Source organism: Kitasatospora sp. NPDC054795, from assembly GCF_053611565.1.
The window spans coordinates 1-19,255 of sequence record NZ_JBSHAP010000095.1 but is presented as its reverse complement, the minus strand read 5'-3'; the positions used below and the strand labels follow the sequence as shown (position 1 = coordinate 19,255).

Annotated in this window: 17 protein-coding genes; 11 read left to right on the top strand and 6 right to left on the bottom strand. The window is 72.4% G+C overall.

Annotated elements, in window-relative coordinates; genetic code table 11:
• Positions 1-295 precede the first annotated feature (295 nt).
• The 3 genes from ACWGJO_RS29115 to ACWGJO_RS29105 all read right to left on the bottom strand — a co-directional run bounded on the left by ACWGJO_RS29115 (position 296) and on the right by ACWGJO_RS29105 (position 3,587).
• Positions 296-781: a 2-oxo-4-hydroxy-4-carboxy-5-ureidoimidazoline decarboxylase gene (locus tag ACWGJO_RS29115; protein WP_359911557.1), complete on the bottom strand. Its 486-nt coding sequence runs from the start codon at positions 779-781 to the stop codon at positions 296-298.
• A 327-nt stretch (positions 782-1,108) separates the two neighbouring features.
• Positions 1,109-2,758 (bottom strand): alpha/beta hydrolase, encoded by a 1,650-nt coding sequence (locus ACWGJO_RS29110; protein WP_452188208.1) that lies wholly within the window; start codon positions 2,756-2,758, stop codon positions 1,109-1,111.
• A 73-nt stretch (positions 2,759-2,831) separates the two neighbouring features.
• Positions 2,832-3,587 carry an SDR family oxidoreductase gene (locus ACWGJO_RS29105; RefSeq protein ID WP_452188206.1) on the bottom strand — a complete coding sequence of 252 codons (756 nt, stop codon included), beginning with the start codon at positions 3,585-3,587 and terminating at the stop codon, positions 2,832-2,834.
• Between the two features lie 121 nt (positions 3,588-3,708).
• On the opposite strand from ACWGJO_RS29105, the gene ACWGJO_RS29100 reads away from it, so the two are divergent.
• The 8 genes from ACWGJO_RS29100 to ACWGJO_RS29065 all read left to right on the top strand — a co-directional run bounded on the left by ACWGJO_RS29100 (position 3,709) and on the right by ACWGJO_RS29065 (position 14,173).
• Complete coding sequence (locus tag ACWGJO_RS29100; RefSeq protein ID WP_452188204.1) at positions 3,709-5,298, top strand: acyl-CoA mutase large subunit family protein; 1,590 nt, start codon at positions 3,709-3,711, stop codon at positions 5,296-5,298.
• Positions 5,299-5,510: 212 nt separating this feature from the next.
• Positions 5,511-6,764 (top strand): amidohydrolase, encoded by a 1,254-nt coding sequence (locus ACWGJO_RS29095; RefSeq protein WP_452188202.1) that lies wholly within the window; start codon positions 5,511-5,513, stop codon positions 6,762-6,764.
• 252 nt (positions 6,765-7,016) lie between these two features.
• A complete protein-coding gene (locus ACWGJO_RS29090; protein WP_452188201.1) occupies positions 7,017-8,075 on the top strand; it encodes a BMP family lipoprotein in 1,059 nt (352 codons plus the stop codon).
• Positions 8,076-8,367: 292 nt separating this feature from the next.
• Positions 8,368-9,948 carry an ABC transporter ATP-binding protein gene (locus ACWGJO_RS29085; RefSeq protein WP_452188199.1) on the top strand — a complete coding sequence of 527 codons (1,581 nt, stop codon included), beginning with the start codon at positions 8,368-8,370 and terminating at the stop codon, positions 9,946-9,948.
• Positions 9,949-9,951: 3 nt separating this feature from the next.
• Positions 9,952-11,112, top strand: a complete 1,161-nt coding sequence (locus tag ACWGJO_RS29080; RefSeq protein WP_452188197.1) for an ABC transporter permease — start codon at positions 9,952-9,954, stop codon at positions 11,110-11,112.
• Positions 11,109-12,374, top strand: coding sequence for an ABC transporter permease (locus ACWGJO_RS29075; protein WP_387736340.1), 1,266 nt, complete (start codon positions 11,109-11,111; stop codon positions 12,372-12,374). Before ACWGJO_RS29080 ends, ACWGJO_RS29075 begins: the two co-directional genes overlap by 4 nt.
• Positions 12,371-12,781: a cytidine deaminase gene (locus ACWGJO_RS29070; RefSeq protein ID WP_452188195.1), complete on the top strand. Its 411-nt coding sequence runs from the start codon at positions 12,371-12,373 to the stop codon at positions 12,779-12,781. Before ACWGJO_RS29075 ends, ACWGJO_RS29070 begins: the two co-directional genes overlap by 4 nt.
• Positions 12,782-12,895: 114 nt before the next feature.
• Positions 12,896-14,173 (top strand): thymidine phosphorylase, encoded by a 1,278-nt coding sequence (locus ACWGJO_RS29065; protein WP_359911531.1) that lies wholly within the window; start codon positions 12,896-12,898, stop codon positions 14,171-14,173.
• Between the two features lie 60 nt (positions 14,174-14,233).
• Here the strand turns inward: ACWGJO_RS29065 and ACWGJO_RS29060 are convergent, their stop codons facing one another.
• Genes ACWGJO_RS29060 through ACWGJO_RS29050 form a run of 3 tightly spaced genes read right to left on the bottom strand, consistent with a single transcriptional unit; the run spans position 14,234 to position 16,178 of the window.
• Entirely contained in the window at positions 14,234-14,527 is a 294-nt protein-coding gene (locus tag ACWGJO_RS29060) for a hypothetical protein (protein WP_452188193.1), read from the bottom strand.
• Positions 14,514-14,867, bottom strand: a complete 354-nt coding sequence (locus ACWGJO_RS29055; protein ID WP_387693226.1) for an AbrB/MazE/SpoVT family DNA-binding domain-containing protein — start codon at positions 14,865-14,867, stop codon at positions 14,514-14,516. The genes ACWGJO_RS29060 and ACWGJO_RS29055 overlap by 14 nt, the downstream gene beginning before the upstream one ends.
• A gap of 9 nt (positions 14,868-14,876) precedes the next feature.
• On the bottom strand, positions 14,877-16,178 hold the full coding sequence (locus ACWGJO_RS29050; RefSeq protein ID WP_452188191.1) for an MFS transporter: 1,302 nt from the start codon (positions 16,176-16,178) through the stop codon (positions 14,877-14,879).
• A gap of 92 nt (positions 16,179-16,270) precedes the next feature.
• Between ACWGJO_RS29050 and ACWGJO_RS29045 the strand changes: the two genes are divergently transcribed.
• From ACWGJO_RS29045 to ACWGJO_RS29035, 3 genes are all read left to right on the top strand, one after another.
• Complete coding sequence (locus ACWGJO_RS29045) at positions 16,271-17,239, top strand: LysR family transcriptional regulator (RefSeq protein ID WP_452188189.1); 969 nt, start codon at positions 16,271-16,273, stop codon at positions 17,237-17,239.
• Positions 17,240-17,369: 130 nt separating this feature from the next.
• Complete coding sequence (locus tag ACWGJO_RS29040) at positions 17,370-18,527, top strand: adenosine deaminase (protein WP_387693233.1); 1,158 nt, start codon at positions 17,370-17,372, stop codon at positions 18,525-18,527.
• A gap of 229 nt (positions 18,528-18,756) precedes the next feature.
• Positions 18,757-19,128, top strand: a complete 372-nt coding sequence (locus ACWGJO_RS29035; RefSeq protein ID WP_359911518.1) for an ATP-binding protein — start codon at positions 18,757-18,759, stop codon at positions 19,126-19,128.
• Positions 19,129-19,255 lie beyond the last annotated feature (127 nt).

Genomic DNA, 19,255 nt, shown 5'->3' with positions numbered 1-19,255 from the left:
CGGCCGCCAGCATCCTATCGACGCCTTTCCGTGAACCGCCTCCGGGGGCCCCAGGTGTGATCAATCAGGCACTTCTGGCCTAGCGGGGCGGGAACCAAACCCGGGGGCGTCACGACGGGTGACGGCATGCTCGCGCCCCGTGCCGGAGGGTGAGGGGCGCGGGGCGGGGCGGGTTCGGATTCGGTGGTGGTTCGGATCGGATGGTGCCGCGGCCTCACTCGTCCGGGCGGTTTCGCGGGCGAGGTCACCCGCACGGGTGAAGAAGAGTGGGTGAAGAGGGGTGGGTGATGTGCGCTCAGCGCGCCGCGGCCTCCGAGGGGGTGGCGACCAGGTGCTCCAGGCGGGTGAGGGCGATCCGGCGGAGTTCGTCGGACGCGATCAGCCGCTCCTCGTCCGGGTCGTTGGCGAGGCGGGTACGGATGGAGGAGAGCACGGTGTCGAGCATCTCCTCCGGGGCGACCCCTTCCAGGCAGACCACGAAGACGTGGCCGAACCGGGCCTCGTACGCGGCGTGCGCGGCCCGCAGCGCGGTGTGCGCGGCCTGGCTTCCGGGAGCCCGCATGCCGAGCAGCGGCTGCGGCATCCAGCTCTCGTCCGCCAGCGCCTCGGTGAGGTCGGCCGGGCGGAGGTCGTAGGAGGCCTCGCTGGCGGCGGCCAGCAGAGACTCGATGTCGGGGTAGGGCCGGTGTGCGGTGAGCCGCAGGGCCCAGCGGTGGCTGCCGCAGCAGGCCAGCAGGGCCTCCTCGGCAGCGCCGGCGTCGGCTTCGTTGAAGCGGTGCAACCCGAGGAGGGTCGGCTCTGTTCTGACGTCGAGCCGCTGTGACGGGATGTCGCTGGCCAGCGGGTCCTCCTCGTGAGGGCGGGAAGGTGCCGGTGGAGTGGAGTGGTGAACAGGTGGGATGGGGGCTGCCGAGGGGCGCGTTGGCGCCGGTCGACCTGCGCCTCAAAGGTAGTTGAGCGGTCATCAGTTGGGGAGGGCGCGCGCCGAATTCATCCGGACGAGCTATCAAGTTGTGACGTTGACACCTGCGCGTCAGCGCCCTCCCCGTGTCCTGCCGCCGGCCGCGGCGCCGCCGTCCACCGGGGGCCCGGGCCGGTCCGCGGGGACTCAGTCGCAGCGGGTGCCCGCGGCCGGCATCGTGCCCTCGGTCAGGTAGGCCGCCATGGCCCGGTCGATGCAGGTGTTGCCCTTCCCGAAGGCGCCGTGCCCCTCGCCGACCCGGGTGAGCAGGGTGGCGTTGGCGAAGCCCTTGGCCAGCGCCTCGGCCGAGGCGTACGGGGTGGCCGGGTCGCCGGTGCTGCCGACCACCAGGATCGGCGCGCTGCCCTCGGCCCGGACGGTGTGCGGCGTCTCCTGCGTCCTGAACGGCCAGTAGGCGCAGCCGGCCTCGCTGAAGTCGTCCACCGTGACGCCCCTGGACATCAGCGGCGCCTCGGCGAGCAGCCGGTCCACGGCGGCCCTGGCGTGCTCGGGGGTGGGGGCGGGGCGGGCGGCGTCGGCGCAGCCGATCGCGTTGTTGGCCTCGTCCACCGGGCTGTAGTGGCCGTCCGCGTCCCGGCCGTTGTAGTCGTCGGCGAAGGCCATCAGGTAGTCGCCCTTGTCGCGCACCATCGCCCAGCCGAGGGCGGCGCGCAGGTACTTCCAGGAGGTCGTCTCGTCGCCGTAGAGGAGCGAGATGGTGCCGGTCCAGGCCTGGTCGCGGCCGAGCTTGCGGCCGTCCTTGGTGGTCAGCGGGTGGTCGTACAGCCCGTCGAGGAAGTCGGCGGCCTTCTTGGCGGCCTTGGTGCCGTCCTTGCCGAGCGGGCACTCGTCGGCGTGGTTCTCCACGCAGTCGGCGGCGAAGCGTTCGAAGGACTTCTCGAAGCCGACCTGCTGGTCGATCCCGTGGTCCAGCCGGTCCTGGCCGGGGTCGACCGCGCCGTCCAGGATCAGCCGGCCGGTGTTCTTCGGGAACTCCTCGGCGTAGAGCGCGCCGAGGTACGTCCCGTAGGAGATGCCGAGGTAGTTGAGCTGCTTGTCGCCGACCGCGGCGCGCAGCACGTCCAGGTCGCGGGCGGTGTTGCGGGTGCCGACGAAGGGCAGCAGCCTGCCGGACCTGGCCTGGCAGGCGGCGGCGTGCTCGGTGGCCTGCTTGACGTGCTCGGCCTTGCGGACGGCCGGGTCGAGCGAGGCGTCCGTCTGGTTGACGGCGTCGTGCTGCTTGTCGTCGTAGCAGACGACCGGAGAGCTGTCGCCGGTGCCGCGGGGGTCGAAGCCGATCACGTCGAAGCGGTCGTGCAGGGTGCCGGCGAACTGCTTGGCGCCGTACTTGACCATCCCGACGCCGGATTCGCCGGGGCCGCCGGGGTTGACCATCAGCGAGCCGATCCGCTGGTCCGGCTTGGCGGCCGGGTACTTGACCAGCGCGAGGTCGAGGGCGTCGGTGGCGGGGGCGGCGTAGTCCAGCGGGACGTGCAGCGTGCCGCACCGCATGCCGGATATGTCGATCTTGGCCTTCTCGGCCTGGGCGTCGGCCGGGCAGTCGGCCCAGGTGATCTGCTGGCCGTAGAAGGGCTTGAGTGCCGGGTCGGCCTCGCCGGTGGGCCTGGGTGTCGGTGTCGGGGTGGCCGTGGGGGTGGCGGCGGCGGGCGCGGTGGTGCCCGCGGCCCTGTCCTGGGCCGGCGCGGCGGTGTCGTCGCAGGCGGAGGCGAGGAGCAGGGTGCCTGCCGCCAGCGCGGTCAGCAGGACCCGTGGGCGGGCGGCCCGGAAGGTTCTCATCGCACGTGTGTACCACCGGGGGGTGACGTGTTCGATCTTGGCCCCTGCTCCGGGGCCGCCCGCCGGGCCGGGCTCAGGCGCGGTGGACCTTGTGGTTGGCGGCCTGCGCCCGGGGGCGTACCACCAGCAGGTCGATGTTCACGTGCGAGGGCCGGGTGACCGCCCACGCCACGGTGTCCGCGATGTCCTCCGAGGTGAGCGGTTCGGCCACGCCCGCGTAGACGGCGGCGGCCTTCTCCTCGTCGCCGCGGAAGCGGGTGACCGCGAAGCCCTCGGACTTCACCATGCCGGGCGCGATCTCGATCACCCGGATCGGCTCCCCGCACAGCTCCAGCCGCAGGGTGGCGGCGATGGTGTGCGCGGCGTGCTTGGCGGCGACGTACCCGCCGCCGCCCTCGTACGCGGCCAGCGCGGCGGTCGAGGAGAGCACCAGCACCGTGCCGTCGCCGGTGGCCCGCAGGGCCGGCAGCAGGGCCTGCGTCACGTGCAGCACGCCGAGCACGTTCACCTCGTACATGGCCCGCCAGTCGGCCGGGTCCCCGTGCTCGACGCTCTCCGCGCCGATCGCGCCGCCGGCGTTGTTCACCAGGACGTCCACCCGGCCGACCGCGGCGGCGAAGGCGTCCACCGCGGCCCGGTCGGTGACGTCCAGGGTGACCGCGCGGGCCGAACCGCCCCGGGCGGCGATCTCCTCGGCCAGCGCCTCGGCGCGGTCGGTGCGCCGGGCGGTCAGCACCACGTCGAAGCCCTCGGCGGCCAGCCGACGGGCGGTCGCCGCGCCGATTCCGCTGCTGGCACCGGTGACCACGGCCACCTTCTGCTCGGTCATTGCCACTCCCTGGGGCTCATCGGTCGTTCACCCGATCATCTCAACCGCGCCGCCGCCGCGGCGGGCCGGTCAGGCCCTACATTGCGAGGACCCGCTCCCCAGTCCCGGAGGAGGCACCCCCATGACAGCCGAACCGCGCCGCGCCGAGTCGGGTTTCGCGATCGAGCCGCTGTACGGCCCCGAGTCCCTGGCCGGCCGGGAGACCGGCGCCCGGCTGGGCCGGCCGGGGGAGTACCCCTACACCCGGGGCGTCTATCCGACGATGTACACCGGCCGCCCCTGGACGATGCGCCAGTACGCGGGCTTCGGCACCGCCGCCGAGTCCAACGCCCGCTACCGGCAGCTGATCGCTGGCGGCGGCACCGGTCTCTCGGTCGCCTTCGACCTGCCCACCCAGATGGGTTACGACTCGGACGCGCCGCTCGCCGCCGGGGAGGTCGGCAAGGTGGGCGTCGCCGTGGACGGCGTCGAGGACATGGCGGTGCTGTTCGACGGCATCCCGCTCGGCGGGGTGTCCACCTCGATGACCATCAACGCGCCCGCCGCCCTGCTCCTGCTCCTCTACCAACTGGTCGGCGAGGCCCAGGGGGTGGCGCCGGCGGCGCTCACCGGCACGGTCCAGAACGACGTGCTGAAGGAGTACATCGCCCGTGGCACCTACATCTTCCCGCCGCAGCCCTCGCTGCGACTGGTCGCCGACGTGTTCCGGTACTGCAGGGCCGAGATCCCGCGCTGGAACACCATCTCCATCTCCGGCTACCACATGGCCGAGGCCGGGGCCGACCCCGCGCAGGAGATCGCCTTCACGCTGGCCAACGGCATCGCCTACGTCCGCACCGCGATCGCCGCCGGGATGGCCGTGGACGACTTCGCCCCCCGGCTCTCGTTCTTCTTCGTGGCCCGCACGACGCTGCTGGAGGAAGTAGCCAAGTTCCGTGCGGCACGCAGGATTTGGGCCACAATCATGCGCGACGTGTTCGGCGCCCGGAACCCGCGCTCGCAGATGCTGCGCTTCCACACCCAGACCGCCGGAGTGCAGCTCACGGCCCAGCAGCCCGAGGTCAACCTGGCCCGGGTCACCGTGCAGGCGCTCGCCGCGGTGCTCGGCGGCACCCAGTCGCTGCACACGAACAGCTACGACGAGGCGATCGCGCTGCCCACCGAGAAGGCCGCCCGGCTCGCCCTGCGCACCCAGCAGGTGCTCGCGTACGAGACCGACGTGACCGCCACCGTCGACCCGTTCGCCGGCTCCTACGCCGTCGAGTCGCTCACCGACGAGGTGGAGGCCGCCGCGCGGTCGCTGATGGACCGGATCGAGGAGCAGGGCGGCGCGGTGGCCGCGATCGAACAGGGCTACCAGAAGGGCGAGATCGAGCGCACCGCCTACCGGCTCCAGCGGGAGACCGACTCCGGGGAGCGGACGGTGGTCGGGGTCAACCGCTTCCGGTCGGACACGGAGGAGCCGTACCAGCCGCTGCGGGTGGACCCGGCGATCGAGGAGCGGCAGGCGCGGCGGCTGGCCCGGCTGCGGGCCGAGCGCTCCGCCGGCGCCGTCACCCGGGGGCTGGACGCGCTGCGCCGCACCGCCGAGGGGACGGGGAACGTGCTGTACCCGATGAAGGAGGCGCTGGCCGCCCGGGCCACCGTCGGCGAGGTGTGCGACGCGCTGCGCGGAGTGTGGGGGACGTACTCCCCGGTGGAGCGCTTCTGACGTCCTGCTGAACGGCCGTCAACCCGCCGGTGTCGTCGGGGAAGTGGCGGCCGTGACCGTCGGCCGGGGTGGTCGTTGCACAGGGCACGCAACCCGGGGAAGGCGGCTGAAACAAGATGTCATACCCACGTGTCCGGCCGGTATGCACCCATCCGGGGACTAGTTTTCCGGAAGTCGGGCCAAATCCCCCCAACAGGCCTACGATTGGCGAGATGAACCGTCCTGAGCCCGCTCAGCCGGGCACCACTCTCGCCGCCCCACGCCCCGCCGCCGATCTGCGCGACCGGGTCCGGGAGCTGGAGCCCGAGCTGGTCGCCTTCCGTCGTGATCTGCACCGGCACCCGGAGCTGGGCCGCCAGGAGTTCCGAACCACCGGGCTGCTGCGCGACCGGCTGGTGGCCGCCGGGCTCGAACCCCGGGTGCTGCCCGGCGGCACCGGCATGCTCGTCGACATCGTCCCGCCCGGTACCGCCCCGGGAACGGAGTTCCTGGCCTTCCGCGCCGACATCGACGCGCTGCCGATCGACGACGCCAAGACCGACGTGCCATACCGCTCCACCGTCCCCGGCCGGGCCCACGCCTGCGGCCACGACGTGCACACCTCGGTGGTGCTCGGGACCGGCCTGGTGCTGGCCGAGGCCGCCCGCGCCGGCGAGCTGCGCCGCCCCGTCAGGCTGGTGTTCCAGCCCGCCGAGGAGGTCATGCCGGGCGGCGCGCTGGACGTCATCAAGGCCGGCGGGATGGCGGGTGTCGGGCGGATCTTCGCGGTGCACTGCGACCCGAAGGTGGAGGTCGGCCGGATCGCCCTGCGGGTCGGGGCGATCACCTCGGCCTGCGACCGCCTGGTGCTGCACCTGGACGGCCCCGGCGGGCACACCGCCCGTCCGCACCTGACCACGGACCTGGTCACCGCGGTCGCCAGGACGGCCGCCGACCTCCCGGGGGCGCTGGCCCGCCGGATGGACCCGCGCTGGGGCGTCAGCCTGGTCTGGGGGCGGATCGCCTCCGGGTCCGCGCCCAACGTCATCCCGCAGCACGCCGAGCTGGAGGGCACCGTCCGCTGCCTGGAGCTGGACGGCTGGCGGGAGGCGCCGGACCTGCTGCACGAGCTGATCGCCAAGCTGTCCGAGACCCACCGGGCCAAGTGGACGCTGGACTACCACCGCGGGGTGCCGCCGGTGGTGAACGAGGCGGTCTCGGTCGCCCTGCTGGACGGGGCGATGCACGCCCGCTTCGGCGGGGACGGCGCCGTGGTGGTGGAGGGCACCGAGCAGAGCCTGGGCGGCGAGGACTTCTCCTGGTACCTGGAGCACGCCCCGGGCGCCCTGGCCCGGCTCGGCGTCCGCGCTCCCGGCGACGCCACGGTCCGGGACCTGCACCAGGGCCGGTTCGACGTGGACGAGCGGGCGATCGGCATCGGCGTGGAGCTGTTCTCGGCGCTGGCCCTGGAGGCGGACGGCAGCTGACGGCAGGTCCGGGGGCGGTGCGGCCGGAGCGAAACGGAACGGCCGGATCCGGAGTCCCGTCGGGGTTCCGTAAACTGGCCGGACCGACCTCGGACCACCGTCCGCGCGGGGGACAGAGCCCCGGGGAGAACATCAGACCACGGTTTGATAACAACCCGTATGCTCCGGCACCCCGTAACACAACCGTGTTCTACGCGCGTTACGGTGGCGTCCGACCGCGCCAAACGGGCGCGTGTAGAAGGAGATATCCCCTTGCGCCGTTCAATGAAGCTCGCCGCGGTTGTGCTCTCGGGTTCCCTGGGCATGGCCTCGCTCGCCGCTTGCGGCGCAAAGAGCACCGACTCCTCCTCCTCCGCCTCGGGCGACGGTTCGCTCAAGGTCGGCCTGGCTTACGACATCGGCGGCCGCGGCGACCAGTCGTTCAACGACTCCGCCGCCCGTGGTCTCGACAAGGCCAAGTCCGAGCTGGGCGTCTCCGTGACCGAGGCCGAGGCCAAGCAGGGCGAGGCCGAGGCCGACAAGGAGACCCGTCTCAAGAACCTGATCGACGCGGGTTACAAGACGATCATCGCGGTCGGCTTCGTCTACCAGCCGGCGATCAACAAGATCGCCAAGGACAACCCGACGGTCAAGTTCGCGATCATCGACTCGAACGACAAGGACCAGCCGGCCAACGTCACCTCGCTGCTCTTCGCCGAGCAGGAGGGCTCGTACCTGGCCGGTGTCGCCGCCGCGAACAAGTCGAAGGCCAAGCACGTCGGCTTCATCGGCGGTGTGCAGTCCGAGCTGATCAAGAAGTTCGAGGCCGGTTACACGGCGGGTGTGAAGTCCGTCGACCCGAGCATCACGGTCGAGACCACCTACCTGAGCACCCCGCCGGACTTCACCGGCTTCGCCTCGCCCGACAAGGGCAAGGAGGCCGCCCAGGGTCAGCTCGACAAGGGCGCGGACATCATCTACACCGCCGCCGGCTCCTCCGGCAACGGCGCCATCGAGGCCGTCGCCAACAAGCAGGGCGCCCTGGCCATCGGTGTCGACTCCGACCAGGCCAGCCAGCCGGCCCTGGCGAAGTACAAGAGCAGCATCCTGACCTCGATGGTCAAGAACGTCGACACCGCGGTGTTCTCGTACATCCAGTCGGTCAAGCAGGGCCAGAGCCCGACCGGCGTCAAGCTGTTCGACCTGAAGGCCGAGGGCGTCTCGCTCGCCACCACCGGCGGCAAGATCGACGACATCCAGGACAAGCTGAAGCTCGCCGCCGACGCGATCAAGTCCGGCGCCACCACCATTCCGACCGCGCCGGTCAAGTAAGCACCGCGCGTCCCGGACGCCGCAGCGCCCGCCGCCTGCCCGGCAGGGCGACGCATCCACACAGTTCACGGGAGGGGCCCGGCAGGGTGCGCTCAACGCGTACCCCCGGGCCCCGTTCCGTCTCCCCGTTCCCCCTTGGCCCTCCGAGCGCAACGACGCGCCTCCAGACCACCAGGAGACCGCCATCACCGCATCCGACCCCGTCCCCCTGCGCAAGGACGGCACCCCCAGCGCGGGGACGGCGACACCGGCCGTCGAACTGCGCGGCATCACCAAGCGCTTCCCGGGTGTCGTGGCCAACCACGACATCAACCTCACCGTCCGCACCGGGACCGTGCACGCCCTGATGGGTGAGAACGGCGCCGGCAAGTCGACGCTGATGAAGATCCTCTACGGCATGCAGAAGCCGGACGAGGGCACCATCGCGATCAACGGCGAGCCGTGCGAGTTCAACACCCCCGGCGACGCCATCTCCCGCGGCGTCGGCATGGTGCACCAGCACTTCATGCTCGCCGACAACCTCACGGTGTGGGAGAACGTCGTCCTCGGCGGCGAGAAGCTCCACGGCATCGGCGCCAGGGCGAAGGCGAAGATCAAGGAGATCTCCGACCAGTACGGCCTGGGCGTGCGCCCGGACGCCCTGGTCGAGGACCTCGGCGTCGCCGACCGCCAGCGCGTCGAGATCCTCAAGGTGCTGTACCGCGGCGCCAAGATCCTGATCCTCGACGAACCCACGGCCGTGCTCGTCCCGCAGGAGGTCGACGCGCTGTTCGACAACCTGCGCGAGCTCAAGTCCGAGGGCGTCACCGTCATCTTCATCTCGCACAAGCTGCACGAGGTGCTCGCGGTGGCCGACGCGATCAGCGTCATCCGGCGCGGCACCACGGTCGGCGACGCCGACCCGAAGGCCGTCACCGCCCGGCAGCTCGCCGAGCTGATGGTCGGCGCCGAGCTGCCCTCCCCGGAGAGCCGCGAGTCGACCGTCACCGACGCCGTGATGCTCGACGTCGAGGGCCTGCGGATCGCCAAGACCGACGCCGAGGGCATCGAGCGCGTCGTCCTCGACGACATCTCGCTGCGCATCCACAAGGGCGAGATCCTCGGCATCGCCGGTGTCGAGGGCAACGGCCAGGCCGAGCTGGTCGAGGCCGTCATGGGGATGCTGCCGCTGAACGCCGGCACCGTCACCCTGGACGGCAAGGACCTCTCCGGCAGCCTGACCCGGGCCCGCCGCGAGGCCGGCATCGGCTACATCCCCGAGGACCGCCACCGGCACGGCCTGCTGCTGGAGGCCCCGCTCTGGGAGAACCGCATCCTCGGGCACGTCACCGAGGCGCCCAACTCCAAGGGCGTGCTGCTCGACCCGGCCGCCGCCCGCACGGACACCTGGCGGATCGTCGAGGAGTACGACGTCCGCACTCCCGGCATCGAGGTCACCGCGGCCTCGCTCTCCGGCGGCAACCAGCAGAAGCTGATCATCGGCCGCGAGATGAGCCACCAGCCCAAGCTGCTGATCGCCGCCCACCCCACCCGCGGTGTGGACGTCGGCGCGCAGGCGCAGATCTGGGAGCACATCCGGGTCGCCCAGCGGGCCGGCCTGGCCGTCCTGCTGATCTCCGCCGACCTGGACGAGCTGATCGGCCTGTCCGACACCATCCGGGTCATCTACCGCGGCCGCCTGGTCGCCGACGCCGACCCGGCCACCGTCACCGCCGAGGACCTCGGCACCGCGATGACCGGTGCCGCCAGGGGCCACCTGGAGTCCGAGCCGGAGGCCGTCGCCGAGGCGCAGGCCGTCGCGGCCGAGGGCACCGAGGCCGAGGCCGGGCACCAGCCCACCGACACCGCCGACGACCCGCAGGCGGGGGAGTAACCCATGACCAGTCCCAACCCCGCCGCCGCGAAGCCCGGCCTGGCCCAGCGGTTCAGCGGCGAGCGGATCGTGCTCGCACTGGCGGCGCCGGTGCTCGCGGTCCTGCTCTCCATCGCGATCTGCTCCGTCCTGCTGGCGACTTCGGGCAAGAACCCGTTCGACGCCTGGAACGTGATGATCACGTACGCCGGCAAGTCGGACGGCCAGGTGGGCATCCTCAACCGGTCCACCACCTACTACCTGGCCGCCGCAGCCGCCGCGTTCGGGTTCCGGATGAACCTGTTCAACATCGGCGTCGAGGGCCAGTACAAGGTCGCGGCGCTGTTCGCGGCCTTCGTCGGCGCCAAGGTGGACCTGCCGGCCTTCATCCAGATCCCGCTGCTGCTGGTCACGGCCATGCTGGTCGGCGGTCTGTACGCGAGCATCGCCGGTCTGCTGAAGGTCTACCGCGGCGTCAGCGAGGTCATCTCGACCATCATGCTGAACTCGATCGCGACCGCGATCATCGGTCTGCTGCTCGTCCCCGGCATCTTCGCGCCGAAGACCAGCGGCACCACCAACTCGATCCAGACCGAGCGGATCTCGCAGTCCAGCCACTTCTTCTCGCTGGAGACGGCCGGCGGAACGCTCTGGGGCTTCATCTTCGTCGCCGCCCTGGTCGGAGTGGTCTTCCAGTTCGTGCTGACCCGCACCCGCTTCGGCTTCGACCTGCGCGCCACCGGCCGCTCGGAGTCCGCGGCGACCGCCTCCGGCGTGAACGTCAAGCGCATGGTGATCATCTCGATGGTGGTCTCCGGAGCGATCGCCGGTCTGATCGGCCTGCCGGAGCTGCTGCAGAACTCGTACTACTTCGGCCAGAGCTTCCAGCCCGGTCTGGGCTTCCTGGGCATCTCGATCGCCCTGCTCGGCCGGAACAGCCCGATCGGCATGGCCTTCGCGGCACTGCTGTTCGCCTTCCTGGACGTCACCGGCTCGGTGCTGCCGCTCCAGGGCGGGTTCCCGTTCGAGATCGTCGACGTCATGAAGGGCACCATCGTCATCTGCGTCGTCGTCGCGTACGAGCTGGTGCGCCGCTACGGCCTGAAGCGTCAGCAGCAGAAGGTCGGCGCCCAGCTCGCCGCCCAGGCTGCCGCGAACAGTGAGAAGAAGGAGGTGTCCGCATGAGCACGGCAACGGCTGCCCGTCCGAAGGCGTCGGGCGCACCCGCGAAGAAGCGCAAGCTGTCCTGGCCGGTCGTCCTGCTCCTGATCGCGGGCGCCCTGGTGCTGTTCTCCGCCGTGGGCCTGGCCACCGGCAACCACTCGCTGACCTCCTCCGGGCAGGTCACCGCCGCGCTCGGCGCCGCCGTGCCGATCGGCATGGCCGGTCTGGGCGGTCTCTGGTCCGAGCGGGCCGGTGTGGTCAACATCGGTCTCGAAGGCATGATGGTCGCCGGCACCTTCTGCGGCGCCTGGGCGGGCTACCTGGTCAACCCGTGGGTCGGCCTGCTGGCCGGCATGCTGGGCGGGGCGGTCGGCGGCCTGCTGCACGCGGTCGTCACGGTCACCTTCGGCGTCGACCACATCGTCTCCGGCGTCGGCATCAACCTGCTGATCCCCGGCATCTGCGCGTACGTCAACCGGATCTACTACAAGGACTACGTGTCGGTCGGTGCCGGCCAGAACCAGTCCCCGCCGGCGGACCCGCTGCCGTACATCACCGTCCCGGGCCTGTCCTCCGGGCTGAAGAGCATCGAGAGCCACCACTGGTTCTTCGTCTCGGACGTCGCGGGCGTGCTCGGCGGCCTGGTCACCAACATCTCGGTGGTCGTGCTGCTGGCCGGTGCGCTGATCGTGGTCAGCTACTTCGCGCTCTGGCGCACGGTGTTCGGCCTGCGGCTGCGCTCCTGCGGTGAGAACCCCACCGCCGCCGAGTCGCTGGGCGTCAACGTCTACAAGTACAAGTACCTCGCGGTCATCGCCTCCGGTGCCTTCGCCGGCCTCGGCGGGGCGTACCTCTCGCTGGTCGCGGCGCACTTCTACAAGGACGGCCAGACCCTCGGCCGCGGCTTCATCGGCCTCGCCGCGATGATCTTCGGCAACTGGATGCCCGGCGGCCTCGCCATGGGCGCCGGCCTGTTCGGCTTCACCGACAGCCTCCAGCTGCGCGACCCGGAGTCGGTGCACGTGCTGATCCTGATCGTCGGCATCGCGATGATCCTGTTCGCGCTCTGGCAGCTGTACCGCCGCAAGTACACCGCGACGGTGGTCTCCTTCGTGGTGGCCGGCGGCCTGATCGCCTGGTACTCGCTGACCGACGAGGTGCAGCGCCCGCTGATCGTCGCCACGCCGTACGTGATCACCCTGGTGGTGCTCTCGCTGGCCTCGCAGCGCCTGCGGATGCCGAAGGCGGACGGCCAGATCTACCGCAAGGGCCAGGGCAAGTGACCGCCCCCGCACCCGCGGCGCCGCCCGCGATCGACTGGGAGCTGCTGCGCGCGGCGGCGCGCGAGGCCATGGGCCGCGCGTACGCGCCGTACAGCAGGTTCCCGGTCGGCGCGGCCGCCCTGGTGGACGACGGCAGGGTGGTCACCGGCTGCAACGTCGAGAACGCCTCGTACGGGCTCGGGCTGTGCGCCGAGTGCGGGCTGGTGTCCGCGCTGCACTCCTCCGGCGGCGGCCGGCTGGTCGCCTTCACCTGCGTGGACGGCGCCGGCGAACTGCTGATGCCGTGCGGGCGCTGCCGCCAACTGCTGTACGAGCACGGCGGGCCGGGGCTGCTGGTCGAACTGGCCTCGGGCGTGAAGCCGATGAGCGAGGTCCTGCCCGACGCGTTCGGGCCGGAGCGGCTCTAAGGGCCCGGTTGGCCCTAGCCGCAGCAATTGTTACGCGCGTAGAGTGTCGCGAGTGGGCCGGAACCCGGTCATCTCGCGACACTCTTCGCTTTTGAAACCCCTCTTGGAGCACGCATGGACGCCATCTCCGTCATCAGGACCAAGCGCGATCGCGGAGAGCTGAGCGACGCTCAGATCGACTGGGTCATCGACGCCTACACCCGCGGTGAGGTCGCCGACGAGCAGATGTCCGCGCTGGCGATGGCGATCCTGCTGAACGGGATGAAGCCGCGCGAGATCAGCCGCTGGACCGACGCCATGATCCGCTCCGGCGTCCGGATGGACTTCTCCTCGCTGCCGCTGCCCACCAGCGACAAGCACTCCACCGGCGGCGTCGGCGACAAGATCACCCTGCCGCTCGCCCCGCTGGTCGCCGCCTGCGGCGCCGCCGTCCCGCAGCTGTCCGGCCGCGGCCTCGGCCACACCGGCGGCACCCTGGACAAGCTGGAGTCCATCCCCGGCTGGCGCGCCCTGCTCTCCAACGAGGAGATGATGGACGTGCTGGGCTCCGCCGGCGCGGTGATCTGCGCGGCGGGCGACGGCCTCGCGCCGGCCGACAAGAAGCTGTACGCGCTGCGCGACGTCACCGGCACCGTCGAGGCCATCCCGCTGATCGCCTCCTCGATCATGTCGAAGAAGATCGCCGAGGGCACCGGCGCGCTGGTCCTGGACGTCAAGGTCGGCTCCGGCGCGTTCATGAAGAACCTGGACGACGCCCGCGAACTCGCCCGCACCATGGTCGGCCTGGGCACCACCGCCGGGGTCAACACCGTCGCGCTGCTCACCGACATGTCCACCCCGCTCGGCCTCACCGCGGGCAACGCGCTGGAGGTCCGGGAGTCCCTGGAGGTGCTCGCGGGCGGCGGCCCGGCCGACGTCGTCGAGCTGACCCTCGCGCTCGCCCGCGAGATGCTCGCCGCGGCCGGCGTGCAGGGCAAGGACCCGGCCGACGCGCTGCGCGACGGCTCCGCGATGGACCACTGGCGCCGCATGATCGCCGCCCAGGGCGGCGACGTCGACGCCCCGCTCCCGGTCGCCCGCGAGCAGCACGTCATCCCGGCGCCCGCCTCCGGCGTGCTCACCGCCCTGGACGCCTACGCGATCGGCGTCTGCGCCTGGCGCCTGGGCGCCGGCCGCGCCCGCAAGGAGGACCCGGTCCAGGCCGGCGCCGGCGTCGAGATGCACGCCAAGCCCGGCGACACCGTGGTGGCCGGCCAGCCCCTGCTGACCCTGCACACCGACACCCCGGAGCGCTTCGACTACGCCGTCGAGGCCCTGGCCGGCGGCATCGAGGTCGCCCCGGCGGGCACGGCCTTCACCCCGAACCCGATCGTCCTCGACCGCATCGCCTGAGCGTGGTCGTGAACGGGCCGCCCACCGGTGCACCGGTGGGCGGCCCGGCGTTTTCCCCGATCAGGGGCGGCCGACGATGTCGTGGGTGCCGATCCGGCGCCAGACGATGTGCGGCTCGCCGTCCTGGACCGGGGTTCCGTGGCTGAAGGTCGCCCGGCCGTCCGGGGCACAGGTCATCTCCCAGATGTCCGGATGGCCCTGCATCTTCTTCACCCGCAGGCCTCGGCGGAAGCCCTGTCCGGCTCGGAGGTCGGTGACGAACTGGGTCACCGCGACCAGGAACGCGGCCTTCTGTGCGGCGGTCAGGCCCTTCCAGTCGCGCAGGAAGTGAGCCAGTGACTCATACGTCGGCACGGCGCTTGATCTCCCCCAGGTCGAGACCGGCCTCGTCGGCGAGCGACTGGAGGAAGGCGTCCCCGTCCTGGAACACCTCGCCCCGCTCGCCCGCGGCGATCGCCTCGTCGACCTCCTGCTCCTTCTCCTGCCAGGAGCCGCTCCAGAACCACGCCTGGTCGTCCGGGATGACCGAGGCCGGGGTCAGCACGATGCGGCCGTCCTCCACCGCGACAACCAGCTGGTCGCCCTCCTGGAGGTCCAGCTGCTCTCTTATCTCCTGCGGAATGGTGACCACGCCCTTCTTCCGCACGGGAGTGGACACCAAGTGGGGGCGTCGGCGGCGCTTGAGGTCTGCCATGGGGAAAGTCTACCTGGCGGAAAGTCTGCCCAGCTGCCCCGTTCGGCGGGCCGCGTGGGCCCGGTGGGTGGCGTAGAGGGTGACGGCGGCGGCGAGGGTCATGGCGGCGAGCCCGACGGTGGCGGCGCCGGGCCACCCGGTGGCGTGGTAGGCGTCGGCGCCGAGGGTGCCGCCGAGGCTGTTGCCGAGGTAGTAGGCGATCAGGTAGAGGGCGGAGGCCTGGGCGCGGCCCTCGGTGGCGGTGCGGCCGACCGAGGAGGAGGCGGTGGCGTGGCCGGCGAAGAAGCCGGCGGTGATCAGGACCAGGCCGAGCAAGGCGCAGACCAGGGACTCGGCGAGGGAGAGCAGCAGGCCGGCCGCGGTCACGCCGATGGAGACGTAGAGGGCGCCGCGCCGGCCGAGGCGGCCGGCGAGCCGGCCGGCCGCGGCGGAGGTGCCGGTGCCGACCAGGTAGACCACGAAGATCGAGGCGGCGATCGACTCCGGCAGGTGGAACGGCGCGGAGATCAGCCGGTAGCCGACGGTGTTGTAGACCGCGCCGAACACGGCCATGAACAGCATCCCGAGCGCGTACAGCCGCACCAGCAGCGGGTTGCGCAGGTGCCGGCCGACGGTCCGGGCGAGTGCGCGGGCGTCCACCGGGGCGGGGGTGAAGTGCCGGGCCGCGGGGATCAGCAGCCGGAAGGCGAGCGCGGCGAGCAGGGCGAGGACGGCGGAGGCGGCGAGGCCCCAGCGCCAGCCGAGTCCGGCGGCGGTCCAGCCGGAGAGCAGCCGGCCGCCCATTCCGCCGATGCTGTTGCCGGCCACGTACAGGCCCATCGCGGAGGGCAGCGCACTGGGGTGGACCTCCTCGGCGAGGTAGGCCATGGCGGTGGCGGGGAGCCCGGCGAGGGCGGCGCCCTGGAGGACCCGCAGGGTGACGAGGGCGGTGAGGTCCGGCGCGAAGGGCAGGGCGAGCGCGAGGGCGGAGGCGGCGAGGGTGGAGGCCGTCATCACCGCGGTGCGGCCGTACTTGTCGGAGAGCGCGCTGGCCGGGAGCAGCCCGAGGGCGAGGCCGAGGGTGGCGGCGGAGGCCGTCCAGCTGGCCTGGCCGGGGGTGAGGTCGAGATCGGCCGAGAGGATCGGCAGCAGGCCCTGGGTGGAGTAGAGCAGGACGAAGGTCGCGACCCCGGCGGCGAACAGGGCGAGGTTGGCGCGGCGGAAGCCGCGCTGGCCGGGGCGGTGGCGGTCGTCCGCGGTGGCGGCGGAGGAGGGGGCGGTGGCGGGGGCATCCGGGGTGGTCACGGATGCCCCGGTATCGGCGGGCTGCATGTCGTCGACCGTAGGCCTGGCGCCGTTGATGCGTCCAATGCATGAAGCGTGGATGATCGATGCACTGGCGTATGAGTCGAGGTGGTGGCGCGATGTCCGGTCCGGAGTCGGCGGACGGTGGCGAGCAGCGGTACCGGGTGGCCGGGTTGGGCCCGCGGGAGCCGGCGGCGCTGCTGGCGCCCCGGCTGGCCCGGTTCGCGGCGGTGGCCCGGCTGGAGCACGTGACCCGGGCGGCCGCGCTGCTCGGGGTGCCGCAGCCGACGCTGTCGCGCTCGGTGGCCCGGCTGGAGGAGGAGCTGGGGGTGGGCCTGCTGGCCCGTCAGGGCCGTACGGTGCAGCTGACCCGGGCGGGCCGGCTGCTGCTGGCCTCGGTGGAGCGGGCGCTGGCCGAGGTCGAGCGCGGTGCGGCGGCGGCCCGGGCGGAGGCGGACCCGGAGGCGGGCCTGGTGGCCTTCGGCTTCCTGCACACGATGGGGCCGGACGCGGTGCCGGCGCTGCTGCGCGGCTTCCGCGCGGCGCACCCGCGGGTGCGGTTCCAGCTGGTGCAGGACTACGGCGCGGCGATGCTGGAGCGGCTGCGGGCCGGGGAGCTGGACCTCTGTCTGGTCGCGCCGCTGCCGGAGGACCCGGCGTTCGCCGCCCGCCCGCTGGACGAGCAGCGGTTGCACCTGGTCGTCCCGGCGGACCACCGGCTGGCCGGGCGGCGGCGGATCCGGCTGGCGGAGGTGGCCGAGGAGCCGTTCGTCGGGCTGGAGCAGGGGTACGGGCTGCGCGCGATCACGGACGGCTTCTGCGCGCAGGCCGGGTTCGTCCCCCGGCTGGCGTTCGAGGGGGAGGAGGCGGAGACGCTGCGCGGGCTGGTGGCGGCCGGGCTGGGGGTGGCGCTGCTGCCGCCGGCCCTGGTGCCGCGGCCGGGGGTGGTGGAGCTGGAGGTGACGGCGCCGCGCACCCGCCGGGCGATCGGGCTGGCCTGGGCGGCGGGGCGGCCGCTGACCCCGCCGGCGCGGACCTTCCGGGACTTCGTGCTGTCCCGGCGGGGGCGGCTGCTGCAGCACGACTGACGCCGGCTCGGCGGCGGTCCGGCGTTTTGGCGGATCGTATGGACCGGGCGGTGGAATTCCGCGTGGAGTTTGGACCATCCGGTGGTGTTCGCGGTGGTCGGTCTACGCGCGTAGGGGCTATATTTCCGCAATGGAACAGCAGATCCCCGTCACCACCGCGGGCACCGGCCCGCGCATCCCCACCGCCGACCAGATCCGCCGCGCGCCGAAGGTCCTCCTGCACGACCACCTGGACGGCGGGCTGCGCCCGGAGACCGTGGTCGAGCTGGCCGCCGCCTGCGGCTACCAGGGCCTGCCCACCACCGACGCCAAGGAGCTCGGCGAGTGGTTCCGCGAGGCCGCCGACTCCGGCTCGCTGGTCCGCTACCTGGAGACCTTCGCGCACACCTGCGCCGTGATGCAGACCCGTGAGGCGCTGATCAAGGTCGCCGCGGACTGCGCCGAGGACCTGGCCGCCGACGGCGTCGTGTACGCCGAGGTCCGCTACGCCCCCGAGCAGCACCTGGAGGCCGGGCTGAGCCTCGACGAGGTCGTCGAGGCCGTCCAGGAGGGCTTCCGCCTCGGCGAGGCCAACGCCCGCGCAGCCGGCCACCGGATCCGCATCGGCACCCTGATCACCGCGATGCGGCACGCCGCCCGCTCGCAGGAGATCGCCGAACTGGCCAACCGCCACCGGGACTCGGGCGTCGTCGGCTTCGACATCGCCGGTGCCGAGGCCGGCTACCCGCCCACCCGGCACCAGGCCGCCTTCGACTACCTCAAGGGCGAGAACAACCACTTCACCATCCACGCGGGCGAGGCCTTCGGCCTGCCGTCGATCTGGGAGGCCCTGCAGTGCTGCGGCGCCGACCGGCTCGGCCACGGCGTGCGGATCGTCGACGACATCACGGTCGGCGAGGACGGCACGGTCGAGCTCGGCCGGCTGGCCGCGTACGTGCGCGACAAGCGCATCCCGCTGGAGATGTGCCCGACCTCCAACATCCAGACCGGCGCCGCGGCCTCGTACGCCGAGCACCCGATCGGGCTGCTCAGCCGGCTGAAGTTCCGGGTCACCGTGAACACCGACAACCGGCTGATGAGCGGCACCAGCATGAGCCGGGAGTTCGGCCACGTGGTGGAGGCCTTCGGCTACACCCTGGGCGACCTGGAGTGGTTCACCGTGAACGCGATGAAGTCCGCGTTCCTGCCGTTCGACGAGCGGCTGGCGATGATCAGCGACGTGATCAAGCCGGGCTACGCCGAGCTGAAGTCGGAGTGGCTGTTCAGCGTGGGCGCCGGCGGCAACTGAGCCGCCGGGGCGGTGCGCCGGGCCCGCCGGGTCGGATGAACGCCGTGCTCCCGCACGAGAGTTGGCGTTCATCCGACTAGTCACTCGGGTGAGTGAACGCCCTTTGGTTCCTGGGTGACCGGCTCACTACGGTGTGCCCGTCATTGCCGATACGGTTCGACGGCGGTCGCCCGTCCGTCGGTCCCGTACGTGAAGTCGGCCACCGACGAGGACCCAAAGGGGACCCACCATGAAGCAGGCTCTCAAGGCCGCGGGCACCGCGGCGCTCGGCATCGCCATCGCGGCGGTCGGCGCCGGTACCGCCTCCGCGGCCGACGGCCAGGCGGCCGGCGGCCTCGGGCTGCCCACCGGCGCGCTGACGAACCCGGCGGTGACCGGTGCGGTCACCGACACCGCCGCCAAGCTGCCCGCCACCGGCAAGGTGACCGAGACGCTGGGCACCCTCGCCCCGAGCGTGGGCAAGGCCGTCCCGGCCGGGGAGACCCCGCTGGCCGGCGTCACCCAGCAGCGTGCCGCCCTCCCGACCGTCCCGGGCCTGGACAAGACCCCGATCGGCGCGCTGACCAGCACCCTGCCGGCCCTCCCCGGCCTGACCGGCTGAAGTCCGGGGCGCGCCCGGTCGGCACGCCCCGGCCCACGGCACGGCGACGGGCCGCCGGGCTCACGGCAGCTGGGGGCGCAGCAGCCCGAGGGCCAGGTAGAGGAGGAGCTGGGGGCCGGGCAGCCGG

Coding starts and splice junctions, on each gene's coding strand:
- ACWGJO_RS29105 (WP_452188206.1), bottom strand. CDS start 3,587: ATGACCGAGCAGAAGGTGGCCGTGGTCACCGGTGCCAGCAGCGGAATC.
- ACWGJO_RS29050 (WP_452188191.1), bottom strand. CDS start 16,178: ATGCAGCCCGCCGATACCGGGGCATCCGTGACCACCCCGGATGCCCCC.
- ACWGJO_RS29110 (WP_452188208.1), bottom strand. CDS start 2,758: ATGAGAACCTTCCGGGCCGCCCGCCCACGGGTCCTGCTGACCGCGCTG.
- ACWGJO_RS29045 (WP_452188189.1), top strand. CDS start 16,271: ATGTCCGGTCCGGAGTCGGCGGACGGTGGCGAGCAGCGGTACCGGGTG.
- ACWGJO_RS29055 (WP_387693226.1), bottom strand. CDS start 14,867: ATGGCAGACCTCAAGCGCCGCCGACGCCCCCACTTGGTGTCCACTCCC.
- ACWGJO_RS29040 (WP_387693233.1), top strand. CDS start 17,370: ATGGAACAGCAGATCCCCGTCACCACCGCGGGCACCGGCCCGCGCATC.
- ACWGJO_RS29095 (WP_452188202.1), top strand. CDS start 5,511: ATGAACCGTCCTGAGCCCGCTCAGCCGGGCACCACTCTCGCCGCCCCA.
- ACWGJO_RS29100 (WP_452188204.1), top strand. CDS start 3,709: ATGACAGCCGAACCGCGCCGCGCCGAGTCGGGTTTCGCGATCGAGCCG.
- ACWGJO_RS29065 (WP_359911531.1), top strand. CDS start 12,896: ATGGACGCCATCTCCGTCATCAGGACCAAGCGCGATCGCGGAGAGCTG.
- ACWGJO_RS29080 (WP_452188197.1), top strand. CDS start 9,952: ATGACCAGTCCCAACCCCGCCGCCGCGAAGCCCGGCCTGGCCCAGCGG.
- ACWGJO_RS29035 (WP_359911518.1), top strand. CDS start 18,757: ATGAAGCAGGCTCTCAAGGCCGCGGGCACCGCGGCGCTCGGCATCGCC.
- ACWGJO_RS29075 (WP_387736340.1), top strand. CDS start 11,109: ATGAGCACGGCAACGGCTGCCCGTCCGAAGGCGTCGGGCGCACCCGCG.